The 22,201-nt window shown below is 58.1% G+C and carries 24 protein-coding genes; 7 read left to right on the top strand and 17 right to left on the bottom strand.

All coding sequences use genetic code 11. The features are described 5' to 3' along the window. Nucleotides 1-5 precede the first annotated feature (5 nt). Nucleotides 6-149, top strand: coding sequence for a DUF2256 domain-containing protein (locus tag ABIE59_RS07850; RefSeq protein ID WP_072676429.1), 144 nt, complete (start codon nt 6-8; stop codon nt 147-149). Further along, complete coding sequence (locus ABIE59_RS07845; protein ID WP_354445771.1) at nt 146-1,420, top strand: FAD-binding domain-containing protein; 1,275 nt, start codon at nt 146-148, stop codon at nt 1,418-1,420. The genes ABIE59_RS07850 and ABIE59_RS07845 overlap by 4 nt, the downstream gene beginning before the upstream one ends. Here the strand turns inward: ABIE59_RS07845 and ABIE59_RS07840 are convergent. From ABIE59_RS07840 to ABIE59_RS07765, 16 genes are all read right to left on the bottom strand, one after another. Next, nucleotides 1,403-2,881 (bottom strand): complex I subunit 5 family protein, encoded by a 1,479-nt coding sequence (locus ABIE59_RS07840; RefSeq protein ID WP_354445976.1) that lies wholly within the window; start codon nt 2,879-2,881, stop codon nt 1,403-1,405. The genes ABIE59_RS07845 and ABIE59_RS07840 overlap by 18 nt on opposite strands. Further along, nucleotides 2,881-4,377 (bottom strand): complex I subunit 5 family protein, encoded by a 1,497-nt coding sequence (locus ABIE59_RS07835; protein WP_106694708.1) that lies wholly within the window; start codon nt 4,375-4,377, stop codon nt 2,881-2,883. Before ABIE59_RS07835 ends, ABIE59_RS07840 begins: the two co-directional genes overlap by 1 nt. Next, nucleotides 4,374-5,840, bottom strand: a complete 1,467-nt coding sequence (locus ABIE59_RS07830) for a complex I subunit 5 family protein (RefSeq protein WP_354445769.1) — start codon at nt 5,838-5,840, stop codon at nt 4,374-4,376. Before ABIE59_RS07830 ends, ABIE59_RS07835 begins: the two co-directional genes overlap by 4 nt. Continuing rightward, a complete protein-coding gene (locus ABIE59_RS07825; protein ID WP_082780619.1) occupies nt 5,837-6,187 on the bottom strand; it encodes a cation:proton antiporter subunit C in 351 nt (116 codons plus the stop codon). Before ABIE59_RS07825 ends, ABIE59_RS07830 begins: the two co-directional genes overlap by 4 nt. Then, nucleotides 6,184-6,885, bottom strand: coding sequence for an MnhB domain-containing protein (locus ABIE59_RS07820; RefSeq protein ID WP_354445767.1), 702 nt, complete (start codon nt 6,883-6,885; stop codon nt 6,184-6,186). The genes ABIE59_RS07825 and ABIE59_RS07820 overlap by 4 nt, the downstream gene beginning before the upstream one ends. Next, nucleotides 6,882-7,166: a Na(+)/H(+) antiporter subunit B gene (locus ABIE59_RS07815; protein WP_072676423.1), complete on the bottom strand. Its 285-nt coding sequence runs from the start codon at nt 7,164-7,166 to the stop codon at nt 6,882-6,884. Before ABIE59_RS07815 ends, ABIE59_RS07820 begins: the two co-directional genes overlap by 4 nt. After that, on the bottom strand, nt 7,159-7,479 hold the full coding sequence (locus ABIE59_RS07810) for a cation:proton antiporter (protein WP_072676422.1): 321 nt from the start codon (nt 7,477-7,479) through the stop codon (nt 7,159-7,161). The genes ABIE59_RS07815 and ABIE59_RS07810 overlap by 8 nt, the downstream gene beginning before the upstream one ends. After that, on the bottom strand, nt 7,472-7,762 hold the full coding sequence (locus tag ABIE59_RS07805) for an MrpF/PhaF family protein (RefSeq protein WP_072676421.1): 291 nt from the start codon (nt 7,760-7,762) through the stop codon (nt 7,472-7,474). The genes ABIE59_RS07810 and ABIE59_RS07805 overlap by 8 nt, the downstream gene beginning before the upstream one ends. Then, entirely contained in the window at nt 7,759-8,274 is a 516-nt protein-coding gene (locus ABIE59_RS07800; RefSeq protein WP_354445764.1) for a Na+/H+ antiporter subunit E, read from the bottom strand. Before ABIE59_RS07800 ends, ABIE59_RS07805 begins: the two co-directional genes overlap by 4 nt. Nucleotides 8,275-8,413: 139 nt before the next feature. After that, nucleotides 8,414-9,247, bottom strand: coding sequence for a cytochrome b5 domain-containing protein (locus tag ABIE59_RS07795; protein ID WP_354445762.1), 834 nt, complete (start codon nt 9,245-9,247; stop codon nt 8,414-8,416). Further along, nucleotides 9,244-10,563 carry a ferredoxin reductase family protein gene (locus tag ABIE59_RS07790; RefSeq protein WP_354445760.1) on the bottom strand — a complete coding sequence of 440 codons (1,320 nt, stop codon included), beginning with the start codon at nt 10,561-10,563 and terminating at the stop codon, nt 9,244-9,246. The genes ABIE59_RS07795 and ABIE59_RS07790 overlap by 4 nt, the downstream gene beginning before the upstream one ends. Nucleotides 10,564-10,587: 24 nt before the next feature. Continuing rightward, nucleotides 10,588-11,097: a hypothetical protein gene (locus tag ABIE59_RS07785; protein WP_058092657.1), complete on the bottom strand. Its 510-nt coding sequence runs from the start codon at nt 11,095-11,097 to the stop codon at nt 10,588-10,590. Between the two features lie 117 nt (nt 11,098-11,214). After that, the gene (locus ABIE59_RS07780; RefSeq protein WP_354445757.1) at nt 11,215-14,340 is read right to left on the bottom strand and encodes an efflux RND transporter permease subunit; all 3,126 of its coding nucleotides are present in this window, start codon (nt 14,338-14,340) and stop codon (nt 11,215-11,217) included. Continuing rightward, a complete protein-coding gene (locus tag ABIE59_RS07775) occupies nt 14,340-15,611 on the bottom strand; it encodes an efflux RND transporter periplasmic adaptor subunit (RefSeq protein WP_152438960.1) in 1,272 nt (423 codons plus the stop codon). The genes ABIE59_RS07780 and ABIE59_RS07775 overlap by 1 nt, the downstream gene beginning before the upstream one ends. Nucleotides 15,612-15,616: 5 nt before the next feature. Beyond that, on the bottom strand, nt 15,617-16,960 hold the full coding sequence (locus tag ABIE59_RS07770) for a TolC family protein (protein WP_354445755.1): 1,344 nt from the start codon (nt 16,958-16,960) through the stop codon (nt 15,617-15,619). 141 nt (nt 16,961-17,101) lie between these two features. After that, entirely contained in the window at nt 17,102-17,452 is a 351-nt protein-coding gene (locus tag ABIE59_RS07765) for a DUF3147 family protein (protein ID WP_061333244.1), read from the bottom strand. A 168-nt stretch (nt 17,453-17,620) separates the two neighbouring features. Here ABIE59_RS07765 and ABIE59_RS07760 point away from each other — a divergent pair, with 168 nt between their 5' ends. The 5 genes from ABIE59_RS07760 (at nt 17,621) to ABIE59_RS07740 (ending at nt 21,476) form a co-directional block, all read left to right on the top strand. After that, nucleotides 17,621-18,355, top strand: coding sequence for a HupE/UreJ family protein (locus tag ABIE59_RS07760; protein ID WP_404810647.1), 735 nt, complete (start codon nt 17,621-17,623; stop codon nt 18,353-18,355). Nucleotides 18,356-18,370: 15 nt separating this feature from the next. Beyond that, a complete protein-coding gene (locus ABIE59_RS07755) occupies nt 18,371-19,042 on the top strand; it encodes a hypothetical protein (RefSeq protein ID WP_072676415.1) in 672 nt (223 codons plus the stop codon). A gap of 79 nt (nt 19,043-19,121) precedes the next feature. Continuing rightward, nucleotides 19,122-20,423, top strand: a complete 1,302-nt coding sequence (chrA, locus tag ABIE59_RS07750) for a chromate efflux transporter (protein WP_072676414.1) — start codon at nt 19,122-19,124, stop codon at nt 20,421-20,423. 376 nt (nt 20,424-20,799) lie between these two features. Continuing rightward, nucleotides 20,800-21,084 (top strand): hypothetical protein, encoded by a 285-nt coding sequence (locus ABIE59_RS07745; RefSeq protein WP_061333249.1) that lies wholly within the window; start codon nt 20,800-20,802, stop codon nt 21,082-21,084. Nucleotides 21,085-21,233: 149 nt separating this feature from the next. After that, the gene (locus tag ABIE59_RS07740) at nt 21,234-21,476 is read left to right on the top strand and encodes a hypothetical protein (protein ID WP_354445752.1); all 243 of its coding nucleotides are present in this window, start codon (nt 21,234-21,236) and stop codon (nt 21,474-21,476) included. A 431-nt stretch (nt 21,477-21,907) separates the two neighbouring features. Here ABIE59_RS07740 and ABIE59_RS07735 read toward each other — a convergent pair whose 3' ends face one another. Continuing rightward, nucleotides 21,908-22,066 carry a DUF302 domain-containing protein gene (locus ABIE59_RS07735; protein WP_178338733.1) on the bottom strand — a complete coding sequence of 53 codons (159 nt, stop codon included), beginning with the start codon at nt 22,064-22,066 and terminating at the stop codon, nt 21,908-21,910. Nucleotides 22,067-22,201 lie beyond the last annotated feature (135 nt).

The following is a 22,201-nucleotide window of genomic DNA, read 5'->3' as shown; positions in this document are numbered from 1 at the left end:
CCCGAATGCACAAAAAACCACACTTGCCCGAGAAAACCTGCCCGGTGTGCCAGCGCCCGTTCAACTGGCGCAAGAAATGGGCAAAAGACTGGGACCAGGTTCGCTATTGCAGCGAACGGTGCCGCCGTAATCGGAGTCCGCAGCCATGACCACCGTGGTCTGGTTCAAACGGGATTTGCGCACCCGCGATCACGCCCCATTGGTGGCTGCCGCCAATCTGGGGGAGCCGGTTATTGCACTGTACGTGATTGAAGACGACTACTGGCAGCAACCGGATACCAGCGGGCGGCAATGGTGTTTTATCCGGGATTCCCTGGAGGACCTCGATAAGCAGCTGCGCAAAGCGGGCAACCAACTGGTGGTGCTGCGAGGGACCGTCATCGGGGCCCTGAGTGAGCTCAAGGCAAGCCATGCCATTGAGCGTGTGTTTTGCCATCAGGAAACTGGCGGGCAATGGACCTTCGAGCGCGACAAAGCGGTTATCCAGTGGTGCTCCGACAACCAGATAGAGTTCCGGGAGTGGAACCAGTTCGGGGTGGTACGCCGGCTCAAAGACCGGGACATATGGGACAAAACCTGGACAGAACTGATGAGGCAGCCCGTACTTGAGGCACCTGGCTCCGTGCCATTTGCCGGCGCCATTCAGGGTGTAGCCTGGCGCGGTATCGAACCCGGCGCCACCGCAGCAGACCGGTGCCCGGATCGGCAAACCGGCGGCAGCATTCGCGGCGAGACTTTACTGGCGTCGTTTCTGGAACGCCGCTGCGTGGGTTACCAGTACAACATTTCCAGCCCCAACACTGCCGTGCGCGCCTGCTCCCGGCTGAGCCCTCATATCGCCTATGGCACGGTCAGCCTCCGAGAAATTTACCAACAGGCCAAGGCTGCCGGCATTCACCGTAATACCCTGCCCCGGAAACAGAAAAGCCTGACCAGCTTTCGCTCGCGGTTGCACTGGCGTGAACCTGCCCTGCACCTGGCGCGACTGTTTACCGATTTCGAGCCGGGCATTCACTATTCCCAGACCCAGATGCAATCTGGCCTGACCGGCATCAACGCCCTGCGCATCTATAATCCGGTGCTGCAAAGCCAGAAGCTGGACCCGCACGGCGAGTTTATCCGCCGCTGGATTCCGGAGCTGGCCGGGGTTCCCGAAGAAATGATCCATACCCCTTGGTTAATGACACCCGCCCAGAAAGCGAAGTTCGGCGGCAACACCTACATTGCGCCGGTATGTGACCATGAACAGGCGGCCCGGGCGGCGCGCAAAGCGGTGGGCGACTTCCGAAAACAACACGTCAGCCGGGAAGAGACTGGCCGGGTGCTGCACCGCCACGGCAGCCGCAAGGGGTCGCATCAAACACGGCCGAAATCGGCAAGCCAGCCGCCGCCGGACAACCAGCTATCTCTGTTTGACTGAACGCCAGGCCAGCGCCGCGATAGCCGTCGCCGCCAGAATGGGCCAGAACAGGCTCCAGGCCTCATAAACCATGGTGGCTAGCCAGGCTTTATCCGGCACGGCCCCGGGCCAGGGCAACCACCAGAACAGTACCAGACTGCCAGCCGTGGCCAGGCCCCAGCCCAGACACATAAACGCAGGATTGCTGCCAACACTGGCAGCTGCCCGCTGCACCCACAAAAAACGCCATACCAGCAGCATGGTGGCCACGGCACCCGCACTCATCAGCATGGGCAGGTAGGGTGCCATCGCAAACTCGAAGTTGCCTGGCTTGAGCAGTTCTTTCATGGCCAGCTTGCTGGCAGCGCCACTGGTAAATGGCAGCCCCGCCAGCGACAGCCCCGGCAATGCAATCAGCAGCCACAACAACCATTGGCCACCCCGACCCGCCGGCAAAGCCATGGCAGTAGAGAGGAACAAGCTGCCTTTGGCCAGGCCATGATGCAGCACGTACAGCGCCATCACCGCAAACAGCGGGGCCGCATACTCGGCATTAGCCAGCGCCGCGCCCACCATCAGGGTCATCAGGCCCATCTGGCTAATGCTGGAATAGGCCAACACGGTTTTCGGGCGCCGCTGGCGAACACCCAGCACAGCACCACCCAGGGAACCGACAGCGCCCAGGATCACCAGCGCATTGCCCCAATCCGGCAAAGACACCTCACCAAACGGCAAAGTGACCAGCCAACCCAACAGGCCGGCTTTGATCATGGCGCCACTGAGCACCGCACTGGCTGGCGTCGGCGCGACCGGGTGCGCCAGAGGCAACCAGAAATGCAGCAGTGGCAGGCCCGCCTTCACCCCGAACCCCGCCAACAACAGGAACATGATCAACCAGCGCCGGTCGGCCTCCGCCACGGCGGCAGGCAGATCGGCCAACAAGCCACTACCGGCCTGTTGTGCGGCCATCAGAAGGCCCGACAGAATGGCCATTTCACCCACCACCGCCATGGCCAGGTAGACGCGCCCCGCGTGGTTGGCCTCTCCCGTTCCCTCGTGCACCACCAGGCCATAACCGGCAAAGGTCATCAGGGCGAAGAAGCTATAGAAGCTGGCAATATCCTGGGCCATCACCAGCCCCAGATTCCCGGCCAGGGTGAGCGCCCAGAACACACAGAAACGCCGCAGGTAATGTACCTTCAGATAGCCGACGGCGAAGACACCGGCCGCCAGCCAAAGCGTTGCCGTCAGAACCAGGAATACCTGGCGCAGCTCATCCAGCCCCCACAGGCCGCCTAACAGCAGCCCCGGCAATTCAAGGGACGCGTCTGGCCCCAATGTCAGGCCTGCCAACAAGGCGGGCAAGGGCAACACGGGCAAACAGTAACGATAAGCCTGCTGCCAATCGGGTCGCAGCGCCAGTAACAACGAGGCCAGCGGCAGGATAATCGCCAACAACAGCAAGAGGTTTGACGCAAACATCACAGCGCCACCTCCCTTGCCACAATCAACTCAGCCCAACTCAGGGGGCTGAATGGCAGGTTGGCAATCAGCCCGGCTACCAGCATAAGAGCGGCAGTAATCAACGGCGGCCATAGCAGCCAGGCGCTGGTTTCAAGGCGCCCCCAACGGCGCTCGTGGGGCCACGGCTCGCACTGTTCAGCAAACCAGAGCCGGTGCAGTATCGGGAGAAAATACGCCGCATTGAGCAGGCTGCTGATCACCAGCACCGCCACTACCCAATCCATACCGACCGCCAGTGCACCGCTGCCCATGGTCCACTTGGTAATAAACCCCGCCAACGGTGGGGCACCAATCATGCCAAAGGCGCCCAGGGTAAACGCCACCGAGGTGCCCGGCATGCGTTTGCCGGCGCCGTCCAGTTCATCGATGCGGTGCACTCCGAGGGTTTCGGCGTAATTACCGGCACAGAAAAACAGGGTGATCTTCATGATGCCCTGATGCACCAGATGCACCAGGCCACCGGCCACGCCCACGGGCCCGAACAGGCACAGCCCCAGCACGATGTAGGACACCTGGCTGACCGTTGAAAACGCCAGTCGACGTTTCAGGTCAACCTGGTACAGGGCACGGGTGGAGCCATAGATAATGGTGAAGGCTGCCACGACCGAAAGCCCGGCCAGCAGCCCCATGTCTTTGGCCGCTTCCAACCCGTAGATCTCAAAGACCACGCGGATAATGCCAAAGGCACCAGCTTTCACCACCGCCACGGCATGCAACAGGGCACTGACCGGTGCCGGCGCTACCATTGCCTGGGGCAGCCAGCCGTGGAATGGCACCAGGGCTGCTTTTACCCCCAGTCCGACAATCATTAGCACGAAAATGATCGTCAGAGGCCCCTGCATGGATGGGTCAATGTCTGAGAAGTAGCCCCCTTCCTGGAACCTGAGATCCCCCACCAGTCCGTGCAGCCAGGCAATGGCAAACAGCAAAACCGCACCACCGGTCAGGGTGTAGATAATGTAGTTACGCCCGGCTCGTAGCGCTTTGGTCGTGCCACGATGGACCACCAGCGGATAGGTGGAGAGGGTAAGCATTTCGTAGAACAGAAAGAAGGTGAACAGGTTGCCCGCCAGGGCAATACCCATGGTGCTGGCCACACACAGACTGAAGAACCCGAAGAACCGGCTCCGGTTCGGGGAGTCCTCGAGATAGCCCACAGCATAGATGGTGGTCAGTAACCACAGCAGGGCAGACAACCCGGCAAACAACATTGACAGCGCATCGGCCCTCAGCACGAATTCCACACCGGGTACCATGGTGAACGCGGCCTCGTACTCGCGCCCCTGGGCCACCCCCCAGATCATCACACCCACCAGGGCAATCTTCAGAATGGCGGCTGCCAGGTTAATGATGGTTCTCAGACGATGCCCTTTCTCCGGCAGTGCGAACAGAACCACCGACGCCAGCAACGAAGTCATCAGCGCAAAAACCGGCATTAATACACTCAGGGTCATCGGCTGCCCCCCTCAAACGGCAGGGACATCACCGACAACACCGGCTCCGCCACCAGGCCAAGGCCAAGCGACATCAACGCCAGAATCATCGGTATCACCTCCAGGCTCCTGGATGGGTGATAGAACTGGTCCGTGTCTGTCGCTTCAATAAACGACGCCCGGTAAACCCGGAAGACATAGGCAGCCGAAAGCAAGCCACCCGCCAGCAAAACGCCCAGCCACCACCATTGACCACTGGCCAGGCTGGCCTGGAGGAGCAACCACTTCGCGGCAAAGCCCCCGGTAGGCGGCAGCCCCATCAACGACACCCCGGCCAGCCCGAAAGAAAACAGCGAGAACGGCAGGAACCGGCTGACACCCGCCAGGGCATCCACCCGGTTGCTGCCTACCGACATGATCAGATTGCCGGCGGCCAGGAACATCGCGGCCTTGGCCAGGGCATGGCTGACCACCTGCAGGGTAATGCCCTGTTGCGCCTGTTGGGATATGGCGTCGGTGACGCCCCAGGTGAGCGGGAACAGCAAAAACAGATAGCCAATCTGCGCCACGGAGGAATAGGCAACCACCTGTTTCAGTTTGGCCTGCCGGAACGCCAGCCAGCTACCCCAGATAACCGCCAAACTACCCAGCACTCCTATCAACTGAGCCAGAGCATAGCCACCCAGGTCGCCTCCCAGGTCCAGCCAAAGCCTGGCGGCAATGTAGAACGAGGCTTTGACCACTAACGCAGACAACAGCGCACTGACCGGCGACTTGGCGATACCATGGGCCGGCGGCAACCAGCCATGCATCGGGAACAGCGCGGTTTTCAGGGCCAGGCCCAGCAGCATCAGAATCAGCGGGAAGGTCAGGCCCGACTGAACATCACCGCTATTCATCAGCTCGGTCACGCCTGCCAGCGACAGCGTGCCAAACTGGCCGTAAATCAGGGCCACACCAAGCAGGTACGCCAGGGAACCCAGCAAAGCCGCCATCAGGTAGCGAATGGCAGCCCTGAGTGCGTCCGCCTGGCCGCCCAACGCCACCAGCCCCACGGCGGCAAGGCTGATCAGCTCCAGCCCCACATACAGATTGAACAGATCGCCGCCCAGCCAGACCGCATTCAGCCCGGCCCACAGAAACCAGAACAGCGGCCAGAAATACCGGTGCCACGGCTTGCCAGGGTCCAGGTAGATGCTGGCGTGCCAGCCGCAAGCGGCCGCGACCAGGGCCGTCAACAACACAAAGGTTACCGCCAGGCCATCCACCCGCAGCTCAATGCCCAGTGGCGCCTGCCAACCGCCGAGCAGGTAAAGAAAGCCGCCGTCGCTGGCCACGGCGGCCCACAAGCCCAGAGACACCAACACCTGCACCAGGATTCCAAGCCAGGTCACCACCCGGCCTTTGCTGAAATCCAGCAACAGGGTCAGCACCGCCCAGGCCAGGGGTGTGAACAGCAATCCCGCCATTAACCACAAGGTCATTCGGGAGCACCCTCCCGGTTCACAGCCCGAGCCTTGGGCCGGGCATTTTCCCGGGCCGGCTCAGCCAGCGTAGTCTGGCCTGACAAATGGTAGTACCGGCGGATTAACACCACGGCCAGGGCCGTCGCGGCAATAGCCACCACAATGCCCGTGAGCACCAGGGCCTGGGGCACAGGATCTGGCTGACCGTTGCGCTGGGCGAGACCAACCATGATCAGGAAGACGCCGGAACCGATCAGGTTGAACGCCATCAACTTGCGCAGCAGGTGCTGCAGGCGTAAAAACCCGAACAGGCCAATACCACATAAGGCAACGCCAGCGAATGCATACAACAAGGCCGAGGTCATCCGCGCTCCCCTTCTTCCGGCTCTTCAGCGCCGTTAACCGGTGCCGACACAAACAGAGCCAGCAATACCATCGCAATGGAGAACGTAAGCACGGTTTCGATGACCAGGATCAGAGGTTTGTTAAAGGCTTCCGGGTACGCCAGGAACGCATCGCCGGCCATGGCACTGGCCACTGCCACCAGAAGGAATACGGAAAAGCCCAGGGCCAGCCCCAAACGCAACAACACGCCGGGGCGCAGAAACTCCATCGGAATCCCGCCAAGGCGCATCATCACGCCCGACGCCGCCAACACGGCCCCGGCCTGAAACGCTCCCCCGGGGCGGTCGGAACCCGCCCACAACAGGTAGCCGGCAAGTACCAGCATCAGCGGCACAAACCAGCGCTGCAGGGCATACAACAAGGAATCTGAAGTGCGCAGGAGAGGATCTTCCAGGGACGTCGTTTTCGCCATGGAGATACCCGCAATCCCGGCGATGACCAACACGCCGATCTCAAGCAGCGTGTCGTAACTGCGAAAGTTCAACAACACAGCGGTGATCGGATGCTCTACCCCACTGGCCTCCAGGTTCTCCGCCAGCAGTCCGGGCAGGTCGACCGGCGCCTGGGTACCGGAAATGTGCCAGACCGTGATCATCAGGGCACCGGCAAAGGCCAGACACACGGCGGCGAGGACGGTAACGCCAAAAAAACGCCTCATCCCGACGCCCCGCCCTGGTCATTGCCTTCACCACCACAACGCCGGTTGTAGCCCAAATGCCTGGCCGCATCCAGCAGCAACACGCCGGTCAGGCCGGCACCGATGGCGGCTTCTGCCAGGGCAATGTCCGGGGCCTGAAGGCGAACCCAGGCCAGTGCCATCAGCAGGCCAAAGGCGATAAACATCACCACCGCCCGAAACAGGTTTGCAGACCACAACACCCCGATCGCGGTCGACAACAGCGCCAGCACCAAGATGGAGTCCACCAGCCAGTCAATCATCAGCTGCCTCCTGAACCGCGGAATGCTTCGGGCGCACATGAACGGCGCGGGCGATCAGGTGCGCAGACGTTGCGCTGGCAGCCAGAGCTGCGGCCCAGATCAATACCATTTTTACGCCACCCGCCAGCGACGGCGCCAGTGGCAAAAGCGCCAGCACAATAAAGCCCAACCCGAGGTTGTCCACCTTGGTCAGGGCATGGATACGAGTCAGGGTGTCGGAGAATCGGAACAGGCCGAGGGTGCCCACGGCAAAAAACAGACAACCGAGAACCAACAACACCACCTGAACCGCAATCACGGCAGAATCAATCATGGCGGCCTCCGTCATCATCCACGGGCTGTTCGATGCGCACCACCCGGGTCACAAACGCCACGATCGCGAGTACCGACAACACCGCCAGTGTCAGCGCCACATCCATCAGTGCGGGCATGGATTGGGCATAGGACAGCACCAGTAACAGGGCCACGCCGGTTGTGCCAAACAGTTGTGATGCCAACATCCGGTCCGCCGGCTCCGGCCCCCGCCAGATGCGGATCAGGGCAATCAACAGGGTCAGCAACAGGAAGGCCGCAACGGCATTGAGTATCAGGGTCACTGCACCGCCCTCCCGATGTCGTTCAGGGAGAGCCCGAAAACCCGCGCCACCTGCCGCTCAGTCCCCCGCACGTCCTGCTCTACTGGCTCTCGGGTATCCAGGCAGTGCAGGGTCAATTGATCGCCCTCAAGCAAAGCGCTCAGGGTGCCGGGCATAAGGGACAGGGTGTTGGCCAGCAGCCAGCGAGGGCTGCCCTCGGGCAAGTAAAGGGTCAGGGTGATTTCACCGGGGTGAACCGGCAAGGCCGGTGACAGCAAACGCCGGGTGACATCCAGACCGGCCACCACCGAGCGGCTGAGAAAATAGCCGAGAAACAACATCAGCCCGAGGGGCCGGAGGTGATAACCGGATGGGGGAAACAGGCGTACCGACAGCCAGGCCACCAACGCGGTCACCCCCAGGCCAAAGCCCAGGGCAGACGTTTCACCGAGCGTTAGCGCCCACCAAACCACCAATAACGCAGCGCCACGAAGCAACAAACTTAGGGCGGGTAACGATGGCGCTGACTGCATAGGGTCTCCTGTCCCGGGGTTCAACAGGGTCTTGGTTCGCTAACTCCCTGTTAAAGTTCCCAAAAGCCTAACACAGTCTGCCCGCCGGCCGGAAAACAAGCCCCGCAGGCAGCCCAGTCACCTGTCCACTACCGCCGGCTTACCAGCTGTAGACGCCCCGGTTCAGACCATCACGAAAAGCACTGATCACCTTGGCACCACGAAGCGTTGCGCCGGTGTAGCCGTCAATATCATCCACCACGTTCTCTGGCTCATACAACCGGAAAATCGCCTCCATCGGCTCGCCTTCCAGGCGCTCCGTGATCTGCTGATACTGACGCAAAACCGGGTAAAGCTCGGCGGAACTGTCCATCTTCAAATAGTCTTCATCCCGATAGAACAGGTGCCGGTAGGACATTCCCTTGATTCGCCCGCCTTCAAGCCGGAACTGCAGGCTTACCTGAATCAATCCACGGTCGATAAAGTTGCCCCGGTAGGTGCCATCCAGATAATTACCCGGCGCCAAACCCAGTAGCATTCGGCCAAGGCGGTCATCGCCAGTGGCGGGCTGTGTGGCCGAATCTGCGGTTTCAACCGGCGCTGGTGCCGGGGCGCCGCCTTCAAGCACACCTATCCGATAATCCTCCAGCCGGGCAGCGGCCCGAGGGCTGTGGGGCCGGCCGTTGCCCTTATCGAGCCAGGCCGACGTTGCCTCTTTGCCGCACCAGCGGGTGAAGACCTCTTCCTCGGTGGGGTGATTCGGCAGGTACTCGGTGAGGTCGTACACCACACCGCTAATCACCTTCCAGCAGCTACCGGCATGATTGTGTTCCACCACCTGATCGAGCCGGAAAACCGTCTCACCATTGGCGTTCTCAGCGGTACCACCTGCTGTGGGTTCGGGGTTGCCCTGAACCAGGTTAACCACCACCAATGTCAGAACCACGCTGACAAAGGCAACAAATCCTGTATAGGCAATTCGGTTGCTGGTCATAGGAAATCAAACGCCTCCGTGTGAATGCGATGGGCAGGCACGCCCTCGTGCCTGAGCAGGGTTTGCAGGTGATTGATCATGCCCGGCGGCCCGCACAGGTAGATGTCCCGTTCGGCGAAATCCGGGCAGCGCTCGGCCAGATAATCCCGGGTGATCACGCCGTGTTCGTTCATGTAGTGCGTGTGAACCTCAAAGCCATCACAGGCCTCGGCAATGCGGACCAGCTCGTCCAGGTAATAGGCTCGTTCCGGCCGGTTGGCCAGGTAGAACAAACAGGCATCTGGCCCCTGAGCCACAGTGTTCCCGACCCTGTCCCGGGCGCCAGCAACAAACGGCGTAATGCCGATACCGCCGGCCAACCACAGTTGCTTGCGCGGCTCACCGGGCAGGCCAGTACCCTTCTGCGCCAAAGCCGCATTCTCAAAAAAGGTCCCGTAAGGGCCTTCGATTCGCACCTCTGCCCCCGGCTTGATGTCCAGCAACGCCCGAGTGGCATCGCCGACCGCTTTAATGCCGATTTTTAGTTCATCATCCCCGGAGCCCGAGGCGATGGTGTAAGGGTGTTCTTCCCCATAACCGGCCAACAGCGAGCGGTCCATCGGTGTCAGATACACAAACTGACCAGCCCGCCAGCGAATCCCCTTGCCCTTCGGGCGCAGGCGAAGCTCCACCACATCCCGGGCAAGTTTGTCGATGCCGTCTACCACATAGGGTTTCCTGGCCAGACGGGGTGACAATAACTTACGCCAGGCGATGGCCGCCAAAGCCAGGGCCGAGAGCAACCACCAGACCCAGGCAATGGCCGAAAGCAACAGGGTATGCACCAACGCCAGCACCAGTGCCGGCGCCGACAGCAGGTGCAGGCGTTTCCAGTTTTGATAGTGCAGAGTGCCAAAGAACCCCAGCGTGGGCGCGATGAAAACCAACATGGTGAGGAAGGCGGCCCAGCCAACCCAGACCTCCCAATGACTCAGGGGCGGGAACAGCGTGGCAACACTGGTGCCAAGAGACATCGGCAAGGTGGCCAGTGCCAACAACAGCACATGGACCATTACCAGCATAAAGGCCGAGAACCCCAGCCAGCGGTGAATGGTCCATAGCCGCACCAAGCCACCAAACCAGGGATCTGTACCGGGAATACGGGCCGACAACATACCTGCCAGCAGAAACGCTGACAGGGCAAACACCCCGGCTAGCTCCGCCAGCGAATACAGCCAGCCCTGACTGCCCCAGGGCAACGCCGGAGCAACAACAACGACAGGCAGTAAAAAGAGCCCCAGCAACAACAGATCGCCAGGGTATTTTCTAAGGGTCATAAACGCTCCATGTCAGTGAGCTATTTAACGTCCTCTCTGGCCCTGCGCCTGGTGCTCCAGCATTTGCTCCATCATCATCTGCATATGCTCCAGGCGCTGTTCCATCATTTCCATTCGCTGTTCCGGCTCCATACCCGCGCCACCCGAACGAGGCCCTTTGCCGCCGGACTGACCTTTCGGCTGGTTACCCATGCCCTGGCCACCGCCCATCTGGCCCTGGTGCTGCCCCATCATGCCCTGCCCTTGGCCCTGGCCCATGCCCTGCCCCATCATGCCACCACGCATCATCTGCATGTGCTGCTGCATGGACTCCATGTGCTTCTCACGAATACGCTGGCGCTCCGCATCCGACTTGGCGTTGCGCATTTCCTGCATCATTTCCTGCATCTGCGACATGTTCTGTTGCATCTGCTGCATCTGTTCCTGGTTCATCATGCCACCCCGCGGCATTTGCCCGGAGTTGCCCTGGGCAAACACCAGAAGGGGTGCGGAAACGAGAACGGAACATGCGATTAACCTTGTAAACCTGTTCATGACATTCTCCTTTTCATCACAGTTGATGAGTGTCTACTACAGTTAAGACCATAAAACTGAATCGAACCTGAAATAGCGGCCAAACCTACAACCTCTCTTGGCAAGAATTGACGCAGGTCATCGGTGCGCAAGGCCCCTTCGTTTCCAGAGGTAGAACAATACGGGAATGACCAACAATGCCAGCAGCATAGCACTGACCATACCACCCACCATCGGGGCTGCGATGCGCCCCATTACTTCCGAGCCCGTCCCGGTGCCGAACATGATGGGTAACAGCCCAATGATGATGGAACTTCCGGTCATCATGATCGGCCGAACCCGCAACCCGGCACCATGCAGAACGGCATGCCGGAGAGTTTCACGCCTGGGCTCAAGACCTTTTTGCTCGCAACTCTCAAGCATCGCCTGGTAAGACTGGTTAAGGTACACCAGCATGATGACCCCGATCTCTACGGCAACCCCCGCCAGGGCAATGAATCCCACTCCAACGGCAACCGAAAAGTTGTAACCCAATAGATACATAAACCAGACTGCGCCCACCAGAGCAAACGGCAGTGTGCCCAGGATCATCGCCACCTCAGCAATGCGGCGGAAGCTCATAAACAACAGTATGACAATGATCGCCAGGGTCAGCGGGACCACATAGGTCAGCCTTTCCTTGGCCCGGAGCATGTATTCATATTGGCCGGACCAGGCCACGGAGTAGCCTGCCGGCAGCTGCAGTTCATCATTTACAGCCGCCATGGCCTGTCCTACGTAGCTGCCAACATCAACACCCTCGATGTCCACAAAGGTCCAGCCATTAAGCCGGGCATTCTCACTTTTTATTGCTGGAGGGCCGTCCTCAATCCGAATGTCGGCCACATCCGCCAAGGCAATGCGTTGGCCGGATGGTGTCACGATCGGCAGCTGCCGGAGCTTCTCGGGGGAATCGCGGTAATCCTGAGGGTAACGAACATTGATAGGGTATCTTTCCAGCCCCTCGATGGTTTGAGACACGTTAATCCCGCCCACCGCCGAAGCGATCACCTGCTGAACATCGGCAATGTTGAGGCCATACCTCGCCGCCCGTAATCGGTCGATATCAGCTTGAACGTATCGGCCACCGGCAACGCGCTCGGAATACACAGATGCCGTACCGGGAACCTTCGAAAGAATGGCTTCCAGTTGCTTGCCCACTGCCTCGATGGTTGCCAGCTCAGGCCCGGCAACCTTGATGCCAACCGGCGTTTTTATCCCGGTCGCCAGCATGTCAATCCGGGTAATGATCGGCATCACCCAGGCGTTGGTAACGCCGGGAAACTGGATAAGGGCATTCAATTCCTGCTTCAGTTTTTCGGTGGTCATGCCCTCACGCCACTGGTCGCGTGGCTTGAGTTGAATAAACGTTTCAATCATCGTCAGCGGGGCGGGGTCTGTCGCGGTCTCTGCCCGGCCAACCTTGCCAAACACCGTTTCCACTTCCGGTAGCGAGGCAATCAATCGATCGGTCTGTTGCAGCAACTCCCGAGCCTTGCCGATGGAAATGCCCGGGTAGGTGGTTGGCATGTACATCAGGTCACCCTCATCCAGAGGCGGGATGAATTCGCTGCCTATCCGGGAGGCAGGCCACACCCCCACCGCCAGAATCAGAACCACCACTACCAGGGTTGTCACCGGATACTTCAGGACACCCTTCAACATTGGCAGATAGCCCGACACCAACAACCGGTTTACAGGATTTCGATGCTCCGACAGCACCTTGCCACGAATGAAGTAACCCATGAGCACCGGTACCAGCGTGACCGCCAGAGCGGCACTGGCCGCCATGGCATAGGTTTTGGTGTAGGCCAGCGGCGAGAACATGCGGCCTTCCTGGGCTTCCAGCACAAACACCGGCACAAAGCTGACGGTAATAATCAACAATGAGAAAAACAGCGCCGGCCCCACCTCGGCCGACGCCTTCGCAACCACCTGCCATCGATTTTCCCGGGTCAGCGGTGTACGCTCCATGTGTTTGTGCATGTTCTCGATCATCACGATGGCACCGTCAATCATGGTGCCTATGGCAATGGCGATGCCACCCAACGACATGATGTTGGCATTGATGCCCTGCCAGTACATCACGATGAAGGCTGTCAGAATGCCGACTGGCAGGCTGATCATCACCACCAGCGAAGACCGCACGTGGAACAGGAAGATCACGCACACCAGCCCGACAACGAGAAGTTCTTCCAGTAATTTGTTCCAGAGGTTGGTCACAGCGCGATCGATCAACCCGGAGCGGTCATACACCGTGACCACCTCGACGCCGTCCGGCAGGCTGCTCTGCAAAGACTCCAGTTTGGCTTTCACCCCCCTTATGGTCTCCTGGGCGTTTTCACCAAAACGCATCACAATAACGCCGCCGACCGTTTCGCCCTCGCCATTCAACTCGGCAATGCCCCTGCGCATCTGCGGCCCAACTTCTACGCTGGCCACATCCTTTAACAAAACGGGCGTGCCGTTGTCGTCGAGCCCCAGCGGAATCGAGAGCAAATCTTCCCGGGACTGGATATAGCCCGAGGCCCGCACCATGTACTCGGCCTCTGCCATCTCAATCACCGAAGCCCCCACTTCCTGATTGCCGCGTTTTATGGCGGTTTCAATGTGGGACAAGGGAATCCCCAGGGTACGCAGCTTTTCCGGGCTCACCTGTACCTGGTATTGCTTGACCATGCCACCCACAGTGGCCACTTCCGAAACGCCGGGTACCGTCTGCAGCTCATACTTCAGGAACCAGTCCTGAAGGCTTCGGAGCTGGCTCAGGTCGTGCTGCCCGGTGCGGTCTACCAACGCGTACAGGTACACCCAGCCCACACCGGTAGCGTCAGGCCCCAATTGCGGCCGGGCCTGCTCCGGCAGATTCGGCGCCACCTGCGACAGGTATTCGAGCACCCGAGAGCGGGCCCAGTACATATCGGTGTTTTCGTCAAAGATCACATAAACGTAGGAGTCACCGAAGAACGAATAGCCTCGAACGGTTTGCGCCCCCGGCACCGAAAGCATGGCGGTGGTCAGCGGGTAGGTAACCTGATCTTCCACCACCTGAGGCGCCTGCCCCGGGTAGCTGGTTTTAATGATGACCTGGACATCCGACAGGTCCGGCAGTGCATCCACTGGCGTGTTCTTCAGGGAGTACAGTCCCAGACCGGTCAGCAGCAGTGCTGCCATGACAACCAGAAAACGGTTACGAACCGACCAGTAAATCAGCGACGCGATCATCAGTGGCCCCCTTCATGCTGCATGCCATGGGCGCTGTGATCCATCTCCGTCGGTCGGGGCGACATACGCAGAAAGTCAGAGGTTTTGCTGGATTCTGAATCGATCAGAAACTGCGCCGAGGTGACCACCGTGTCGCCGGGGCTTACCCCCTGCAGAATTTCCACATACTCCTCACCTACGCGCCCAACATCGACGTTAACCGATTTGAACGCTCCTTTTTCCAGAGCCAGCACCAAACGGTCACTCTGGCCGGTACGGATCACGGATTCCCGGGGCACTAACATTCGCCGGTCACCACGCTCTCCCTGTATGTTCAGCCGGGCGAACATACCCGGGCGCAAGGCACCGTCGGTGTTATCAAAGCGCAGTCTGACCCGGGCCGTGCGGGTTGTTGTGTTGATCTCCGGATAGACGTAATCCACCTGCCCCCGCCACTGCCGGTCCGGCATATAATCCAATGTCATCACCGCCCGATCACCGGGCTTAACTGCGGCAATCTGGCTCTCGAACATCTCGCCCAGAACCCAGACCTCGTCCAGCGAGGCAATGGTCACCACCTGGTCGCCGGGTTTGATGAACATCCCTTCGCGCACATTGAGACTCTCGATAACCCCGGTCGCCGGTGCGTAGACCGTCAGTGTACGGCGCACTTCGCGGGTATCCTTCAGGCTCCGTACCAGGCTGGTTGGAACATTCAGCGCCAATAGACGCTGCTCTGCAGCACGGACCAGATTCTCGTTGCCCCGGTTCAACGCCAGAACCAGTTCCTCCTGAGCGTTAACCAGGGTGGGCGAATACAACGAGTACAAGGCCTTGCCCTGTTCAACCGGCTCCCCCTCCGCCTTCACATACAGCGCCTCAATCCAGCCCTCAACACGGGGATGCACATGGGCCATGGCGTCCTCGTTATACTGGACGTGCCCGACGGTGGTGATGTTTAGTGGCAGGCGCCCCTGGATAACCGTGCCGGTCCTCACACCCAGGTTGTTGGTCACGGCGGGCGATATCCGGACGGTGCCCGCTGGGTCATCCGCGGCTCCGCCGTCCGCATAAACCGGCACAAGGTCCATCCCCATGGGCGACTTGCCCGGTTTGTCCCTTCTGAAATCAGGGTCCATGGGGGCCACCCAGTAAAGCGGCTCCTGGGCCTGTGAATGTGCAGGATCAGCGGTGTGATCCATGCTTGCGCCAGCCGCCAGCCACCAGCTAATGCCGGCACCGGCAAAACCACCCAGCACGAGAAAGCCCAGAGGGCGAATGAAATTGGCCATAGTTGTCAGTCCTGATATCGAGTCGATGAAGAGGGTGAGGCGTTGTCCGCGCCGGCGGTGACGTAATCGAAACTGGCTTGCGACCTGGCGCGCTCGGCCACCATCTGAACCAGCTCGATGCGGGCATTCAGCTCGGCAATACGCGCACGCACGGCTTCGGCAAAATCACCATCGTCAGAGTTGTAAGCACTCAGGGCGGCTTCGGCCTGCTGCTCCATCTGAGGCAGCAGGGTTTCCCGGTAACGTGTAATGCGCTCATCCAGGCGCTCAATGCGCGCCAGTGCACTGCGGGCTGACGCCTGCAACTGGCGCAGCTGCAGCATACGTTCGGTTTTAACGGTCTCTGCCCGGGCCACGGAGGCTTTGAGGTTCCGGTCTTGGCGGTTACTGGTGAATAGTGGGAGATCAACACTGATACCGACGGAGAAAAGGTCGGCCCTGTCCTGGCCATTGGGGGCTCTATCGCGGTATCCGTACTGTGCAGACAGTGACCATTCCGGTTTGTAGGCCTGTCTCGCCAGGTCCACCTCCAGAGTCCGCACCTCAATCAGTTCATCCGTGGCACGAATCATCGGGTGGTCGATCGCCAGTGCGCTATCGACCTTCGGACTGCCGTTCGCAGACAGTGCTGTCAAATACGACGGTATGGCATCGTCAACAGCCAGGAGGTCGGCACGGATTCCAGCTATTTCGTCAACCCATGCTCCCACCCACTCCGCCAGCGCCTCACGGCTGGAACTGAGCTCTGCTGACAGCGCGGTTAGCCGGTCGTCCAGCCGGGTCAGCTCGACGGATGCGCGAATCACGTCCTGCTGCCGAGCGCTCATTGTGGCCGAGCGGTAGCCCGCCTGGGCAACGTCTTCCAACTGCTCGAACAGGCCACGACTGCTCTCGATCAGCTGCACACTTTGCTGGGCGCGCCAGACATCGAGCCACAGGTGGGTGACTGTTTCGGTCACCTTGAGTTCACGATTGTCTCGCTGGCGGGGTTGTATTGACGCCATCTGCAGTACCCTGGCTTTGGCAATCCGGCGGCTGTCCCCCCGGGGAAAGCGCTGGGTAATGCCAACGGTGGTCTGGGTCATTGCCTCTTGCCCGAGATCGAAAGTGTCTGTGGGCAGGTTTGCCAGCCCGAGCGTCAAGCGGGGGTCAGGCAGCGAGCCCTGTGCCACCGCTTCTTCCCTGAGGGCCTGTTCCTGATAAACGCTGCCTTGCAGCCAGGGGTCATTCTGTATGGCGATTTCAATGGCCGACGTCAGGCCCAGCTCCTGCTGGGCCACTGCAGGCAAGGCTGAGATGGCCAGCATTGTGGCCATGCCCAGTTTTGGAAGGTGTCTGAGATAACGCAAAGTGAATTCTCCGCAAAAGGCTGTTATGCGGAGAATGCTAGAGGGGCAACCTGAACTGTGACTGAAAGATTTATCCTAAATAATGGATTTTTTGATCTCGCTCAAAACAATCAGACACGTGCTCTGATCTGGCTATTGAATTTACATCAAACCAACGCCGAATCGTTTCATTACGAGTGCCAGGGAAACAAAACAGATCATGGTCAGCACGGCACTGACCGCCAGCGACAACCAGAATCCCAAACGGGGTAACAGGAACGGAAACAACAGAAACATCGGCAAGGTGGGCAGCACATACCAGAAGGTGTACCAGGCATGGTTGGCAATCTTGTCTGCAGGCTGATGCTCAACATACATCCAGACCATCGCGAGCACCGTCACCATGGGCAGCGCCGCAATCAGTGCGCCGAGTTTGTCGCTGCGCTTGGCAACTTCCGAAATCAGTACCACCAGGGCGGCGGTGATGGCGTATTTGGTTATGAGCCATGTCATTGCAGTTATCTCCTTTATTACCCGCCGAGAGGCCAAATAGCCAGAACCAAACTACCGCGACAGTGAACATTTTTCACATTTAATTTCCAATCAGGAAAGCGGGCAAGGTATGGTCTTCGACCGTCGAATCAAGCCGCACAAACAAAAAGGCAAATCACAGGAGTCACTATGTGCTCAACCTTACTTGCTGATCGCAAGCATGTGCTCAGAGCTTCCCCCACATACCGTCTGTTCTGGATTTTTCTGACCTTCGGGCTGTTCGGCATGAGCGCCGATGTGCTCGCACATGCCGTCGCCGAAGGCGATAAAGGCTATATCCAGGAGATCACCGGGGTTAACCTGATCGCCTTCATGTATCTGGGCGCCAAGCACATGGTCACCGGTTATGACCACCTGCTGTTCCTGCTGGGTGTCATCTTCTTCCTCTACCAGATGAAACACATCGCGATCTACGTGAGCCTGTTTGCGGTGGGCCACTCCACCACCATGCTGCTGGGGGTGTATTTCAACATTGGCATCAACAGCTACATAATCGATGCCATTATCGGACTGTCCATCGTGTACAAGGCGCTGGACAACATTGGTGCCTATCAACGGTGGTTTGGTTTTCAGCCCAACACCAAGGCCGCCACCCTGATCTTCGGGTTCTTCCACGGCTTTGGCCTGTCTTCAAAAATCATTGAATACGACATCTCGCCGGACGGCCTGGTGCCAAACCTGCTGGCGTTCAACGTCGGGGTGGAAATCGGCCAGCTCATCGCCCTGGCCATGATCCTGATCGCCATCAGCTTCTGGCGTAAAACCGATGGCTTTTTCCGCCATGCCTACACCGCCAATGTGGCCATGATGAGCGCAGGCTTCCTGCTCTTCGGTTATCAGCTCACCGGTTATTTTGTCGCCTAATTCTGGAGATTCGTTATGTACAACACCGATAGACCAAACCGTGAAGAACTACCCTCCACCGCCAAACTGGTTCGATCAACCATCATCGCCGCTATTGTTGCACTGGTGCTGCTGGTGACGGTGGTCATGCCCGCCGAGTATGCGCTGGACCCGACCGGTGCCGGCCGGGTTCTGGGCCTGACCGAAATGGGTGAAATAAAGCAACAGCTGGCCGAAGAAGCGGCCGCCGATGCCGCCGCGCAAAGGGTGGCAGTGCAAACCCAGACAGAAGCGCCAGCGCCAGCATCGGTTGAGCCCGCCGCCACTGCCGAAGCAGCTCCGGAAGCCGAGCCTGCGCCGGAAGAGCCGGCTCCAGCAACCGCCGACGAATCCGAATGGAAAGATGAGGTTCGTTTTGTGCTGACGCCGGGCCAGGGTACGGAGTTCAAGCTCACCATGAATGAGGGTGCCATCGCCCGGTTTTCCTGGGAATCCGAAGGTGGCCCGGTTAACTTTGACACCCATGGCGATGGTGGCGGCCGGTCCATCTCTTACGAAAAGGGCCGGGGCGTTCCGGAGGATGAAGGCGAACTTGAGGCCGCCTTTACCGGCAACCATGGCTGGTTCTTTCGGAACCGCAACAACAACGATGTGACCGTGGTACTGCGCACCGGCGGTGATTACGGTGAACTGAAGAAAATGCTGTAAAAGTACGCACCACTGCGACAGCCTCAGGGACGAGGCACAAATAAACGATATTGAATAATGTAATCAAGGAAAAGGGCTAATGAGTGAAGTTTCTTTCAGGGAAGCGCTGATAGTCTGGATTAGGATCGGTCTTCTCAGCTTCGGCGGCCCGGCAGGGCAGATCGCGTTAATGCACCGGATTATTGTAGACGAGAAGAAGTGGCTGGATGAGTCTCGATTTCTACACGCCCTGAACTATTGCATGCTGTTACCCGGGCCTGAGGCTCAGCAACTTGCCACCTACATCGGTTGGCTAATGCATGGTGTGAGGGGCGGGGTTATTGCAGGCCTGCTGTTTATCATTCCTGGGGCCCTGGCAATTTTCCTTTTGTCCTGGGCGTATGTCACCATCGGTGACCTGACTCTTGTTGAAGGTGTTTTTTTCGGCCTGAAAGCGGCGGTGCTCGCGATTGTTGTTCAGGCCCTGATACGAATCGGCAAACGAGCACTCAAGGGCACTTTGAGGCCGTTCCTCGCCGTTGCCGGTTTTCTGGCTTTGTTTGTTTTCAGCGTACCGTTTCCGATCGTGGTTCTGACGGCGGGCATTGCGGGCTACCTGGTAGCACGTAGACTTGGGCCGGACAATACGGAGGCCAATCATTCGTTGGTCACCACAGAAACCGTTGTACGCCCCGGCACCCGGCGTGCAGCCCTAACCTGCCTGGTACTTTGGGCACTGACCGTGTTCGGGTTGCTGGCCGCCCTGGGCTACGGCCATGTGTATTCGCAGATTGCCGTGTTTTTCTCAAAGATGGCGACAGTCACCTTTGGCGGCGCCTACGCAGTGCTGTCTTACGTGGCCCAGCAAGGGGTTGAGAACTATCAGTGGCTCCAGCCCGGTGAAATGTTGGAGGGCCTCGGCCTGGCGGAGACAACGCCAGGGCCCCTTATTCTGGTCACACAGTTCGTTGGATTTCTCGCAGCCTACCGCGATGCTGCCGGCGAGTCTGCGCTCCTCTTCGCCTCTATTGGCGCCCTGCTGACCACATGGGTGACGTTTCTGCCCTGCTTTCTGTGGATCTTTGCCGGTGCGCCCTACGTGGAGAAACTACGCGCAAACCAAGCCATTTCTTCCGCCCTTGGGGCCGTCACTGCCGTCGTCGTTGGAGTGATTGCCAACCTGGCACTTTGGTTTGCGATCAGCGCACTGTTCGCCGAGCAATTCCTCTTCTCGGAGTATGGTGTCAACATGCAACTGCCCCATCTTGCCAGCGTAGATGTGCCGATGCTGACACTCTCAGCCGTGGCGTTTCTCTGTGCGTTCCAGTTCAAAATGGGGGTTATCCCCCTGGTGAGCACATTGGCCAGCCTTGGGGCCGTCTGGATGCTGATGGCGGGCTAACCCAAGCTCGCTGCTGACAACGACAGCGGACGCCCCGGTGCAGCCTCCGGACGGAACCTGTTCAAAGGAATCCATAACGATGTGACTGTGCAGCGTCATCGTAAACGCATCGCCTTTATGATCACGAGGACAGAGAACAGAAATAAGCGAACACAAAGTCCCTATGTACTTCCGATAGGTCAGTTCAAGCCCCTTACTTCGTATTGTTCGGCGACACAGCCTATTTAACAATAAAATAATTATATCCGCATACCCCTCGCACAACCCAATCAATTTTCGGCCGTTGACAAATATCAAAAATATATTTTTTATATTTCAGCTTCATTTCAGAAACTAATGATTAACTGCATTCACCAACCAAACAGGAGGTGTAATTATGAAAAAATTATTTGTGTTTGCAGCAGCAGTTACTTTTTCAACATCCGTACTTGCAGGCAACATATCAGAAAATAAGAATATGAAGGCCACGCACAACCAAGTGATGGACACAAAACCCGTTGAAAACATTCTTCAGAATGAGGATATGCAGCGTTTACACAGGGACATGACGCTTTATGCAATTTCTGAGTTGGGTATGGAGGCTCGCGTGAAAATGATGACGAAAGAGGGCCGAGCCTATCATAAGGCACTAGAACAAAGGGAGAAAAACACCGCAGGGTAACCCCTGCGGGAAAGTCAACTCGCGGAGACACAAGCACCGGCTAACTCAAATGTTGAGCAGTCGATGCCCTGATCGCGGACAAGTAAAACACACAAACCTGAAACCGAGCTGAATTACTGAGCCTGTTTATGGCAAGAAAGGAAAATATCATGAAGAAAGCAATTATCGCTGCTGCAGTCACTGCCTTATTTTCAACCATGGCTACTGCCAACTCGGGCTTGGCGGATCGTATCAATGAAGCACGCAGTTACCCGAACAAAACAATCAGTGCAGAAAAACCTGAAATGATCTGCACACAAAACAAAACCAATCACCGGAATATTAGTGAATCAGCTTTGAAATACGAAGAAAGTGAATCAGGCAACAAAGACATGGATCACACTCATTCTTGAATGAAATTTCAGAATTAGCAAGTCAAAAAAATAGTCGACCACTTATTATAAAAGGTGGCCGACTATTTATTGCGCATTAAATATATAAAAATTTGCTTCCCCATCTCACCATTATCACTCTTTCATTTGTCTCTCAAGATCAACCATCCAAGAAACATCCATTTGACAACCAATACTGTTAACAACGGCAAGAAAACCCATTGGGCGAGAGGCAGTACATCGGTGCCTGTCCATGTGACCACCGGCATTAACTGGCAACCATGGCTGGTTTTTTCGCAACCGCAACAATAATGATGTGACCGTGGTGCTGCGCACCGGTGGTGATTATGGTGAGCTGAAAAAGATGCTTTGAGCAGGCCCTGAGCTGTAGAGGAGTAGCCTGAAAAAGTGGAAAACCTCCCGGCAACAGCATCCGGGAGGTTTTTAACGTTTCAGATCGCCTGAACAACCTCAGAAAGCATATCCCTGACCTTGCCGGCAACCTGCTTGAGTTCGTCATTATCAATGGCGGACATGGACACCACGGGGTCGATTGCGCTGACCTCTTCAAAATCAGCATCTTTGATAATTCGATTGATTGTGTATGACATGGTTTTCTCCAATGATTCGCATGTTTATTGCTTGAGTCCGACTTTGGCCGGAACGTCGACGTATTTTCATGACCAAAGAATAGTTCAATAGGTTAGGAATATCGAGATTCTTTGTTTTTTATTAAAATTCAGGGT

Origin of the sequence: Marinobacter sp. MBR-99 (assembly GCF_040547575.1) — a bacterium.
Taxonomy (GTDB): Bacteria; Pseudomonadota; Gammaproteobacteria; order Pseudomonadales; family Oleiphilaceae; genus Marinobacter.
This window is presented reverse-complemented; position numbering and strand designations above follow the sequence as displayed.

Excerpts from the sequence above, each read along its gene's own strand:
- ABIE59_RS07850 (WP_072676429.1), top strand. The coding sequence starts at position 6 with ATGCACAAAAAACCACACTTGCCCGAGAAAACCTGCCCGGTGTGCCAG.
- ABIE59_RS07845 (WP_354445771.1), top strand. The coding sequence starts at position 146 with ATGACCACCGTGGTCTGGTTCAAACGGGATTTGCGCACCCGCGATCAC.
- ABIE59_RS07840 (WP_354445976.1), bottom strand. The coding sequence starts at position 2,881 with ATGTTTGCGTCAAACCTCTTGCTGTTGTTGGCGATTATCCTGCCGCTG.
- ABIE59_RS07835 (WP_106694708.1), bottom strand. The coding sequence starts at position 4,377 with ATGACCCTGAGTGTATTAATGCCGGTTTTTGCGCTGATGACTTCGTTG.
- ABIE59_RS07830 (WP_354445769.1), bottom strand. The coding sequence starts at position 5,840 with ATGACCTTGTGGTTAATGGCGGGATTGCTGTTCACACCCCTGGCCTGG.
- ABIE59_RS07825 (WP_082780619.1), bottom strand. The coding sequence starts at position 6,187 with ATGACCTCGGCCTTGTTGTATGCATTCGCTGGCGTTGCCTTATGTGGT.
- ABIE59_RS07820 (WP_354445767.1), bottom strand. The coding sequence starts at position 6,885 with ATGAGGCGTTTTTTTGGCGTTACCGTCCTCGCCGCCGTGTGTCTGGCC.
- ABIE59_RS07815 (WP_072676423.1), bottom strand. The coding sequence starts at position 7,166 with ATGATTGACTGGCTGGTGGACTCCATCTTGGTGCTGGCGCTGTTGTCG.
- ABIE59_RS07810 (WP_072676422.1), bottom strand. The coding sequence starts at position 7,479 with ATGATTGATTCTGCCGTGATTGCGGTTCAGGTGGTGTTGTTGGTTCTC.
- ABIE59_RS07800 (WP_354445764.1), bottom strand. The coding sequence starts at position 8,274 with ATGCAGTCAGCGCCATCGTTACCCGCCCTAAGTTTGTTGCTTCGTGGC.
- ABIE59_RS07795 (WP_354445762.1), bottom strand. The coding sequence starts at position 9,247 with ATGACCAGCAACCGAATTGCCTATACAGGATTTGTTGCCTTTGTCAGC.
- ABIE59_RS07790 (WP_354445760.1), bottom strand. The coding sequence starts at position 10,563 with ATGACCCTTAGAAAATACCCTGGCGATCTGTTGTTGCTGGGGCTCTTT.
- ABIE59_RS07785 (WP_058092657.1), bottom strand. The coding sequence starts at position 11,097 with ATGAACAGGTTTACAAGGTTAATCGCATGTTCCGTTCTCGTTTCCGCA.
- ABIE59_RS07780 (WP_354445757.1), bottom strand. The coding sequence starts at position 14,340 with ATGATCGCGTCGCTGATTTACTGGTCGGTTCGTAACCGTTTTCTGGTT.
- ABIE59_RS07775 (WP_152438960.1), bottom strand. The coding sequence starts at position 15,611 with ATGGCCAATTTCATTCGCCCTCTGGGCTTTCTCGTGCTGGGTGGTTTT.
- ABIE59_RS07765 (WP_061333244.1), bottom strand. The coding sequence starts at position 17,452 with ATGACATGGCTCATAACCAAATACGCCATCACCGCCGCCCTGGTGGTA.
- ABIE59_RS07760 (WP_404810647.1), top strand. The coding sequence starts at position 17,621 with ATGTGCTCAACCTTACTTGCTGATCGCAAGCATGTGCTCAGAGCTTCC.
- ABIE59_RS07755 (WP_072676415.1), top strand. The coding sequence starts at position 18,371 with ATGTACAACACCGATAGACCAAACCGTGAAGAACTACCCTCCACCGCC.
- chrA (WP_072676414.1), top strand. The coding sequence starts at position 19,122 with ATGAGTGAAGTTTCTTTCAGGGAAGCGCTGATAGTCTGGATTAGGATC.
- ABIE59_RS07745 (WP_061333249.1), top strand. The coding sequence starts at position 20,800 with ATGAAAAAATTATTTGTGTTTGCAGCAGCAGTTACTTTTTCAACATCC.
- ABIE59_RS07740 (WP_354445752.1), top strand. The coding sequence starts at position 21,234 with ATGAAGAAAGCAATTATCGCTGCTGCAGTCACTGCCTTATTTTCAACC.
- ABIE59_RS07735 (WP_178338733.1), bottom strand. The coding sequence starts at position 22,066 with ATGTCATACACAATCAATCGAATTATCAAAGATGCTGATTTTGAAGAG.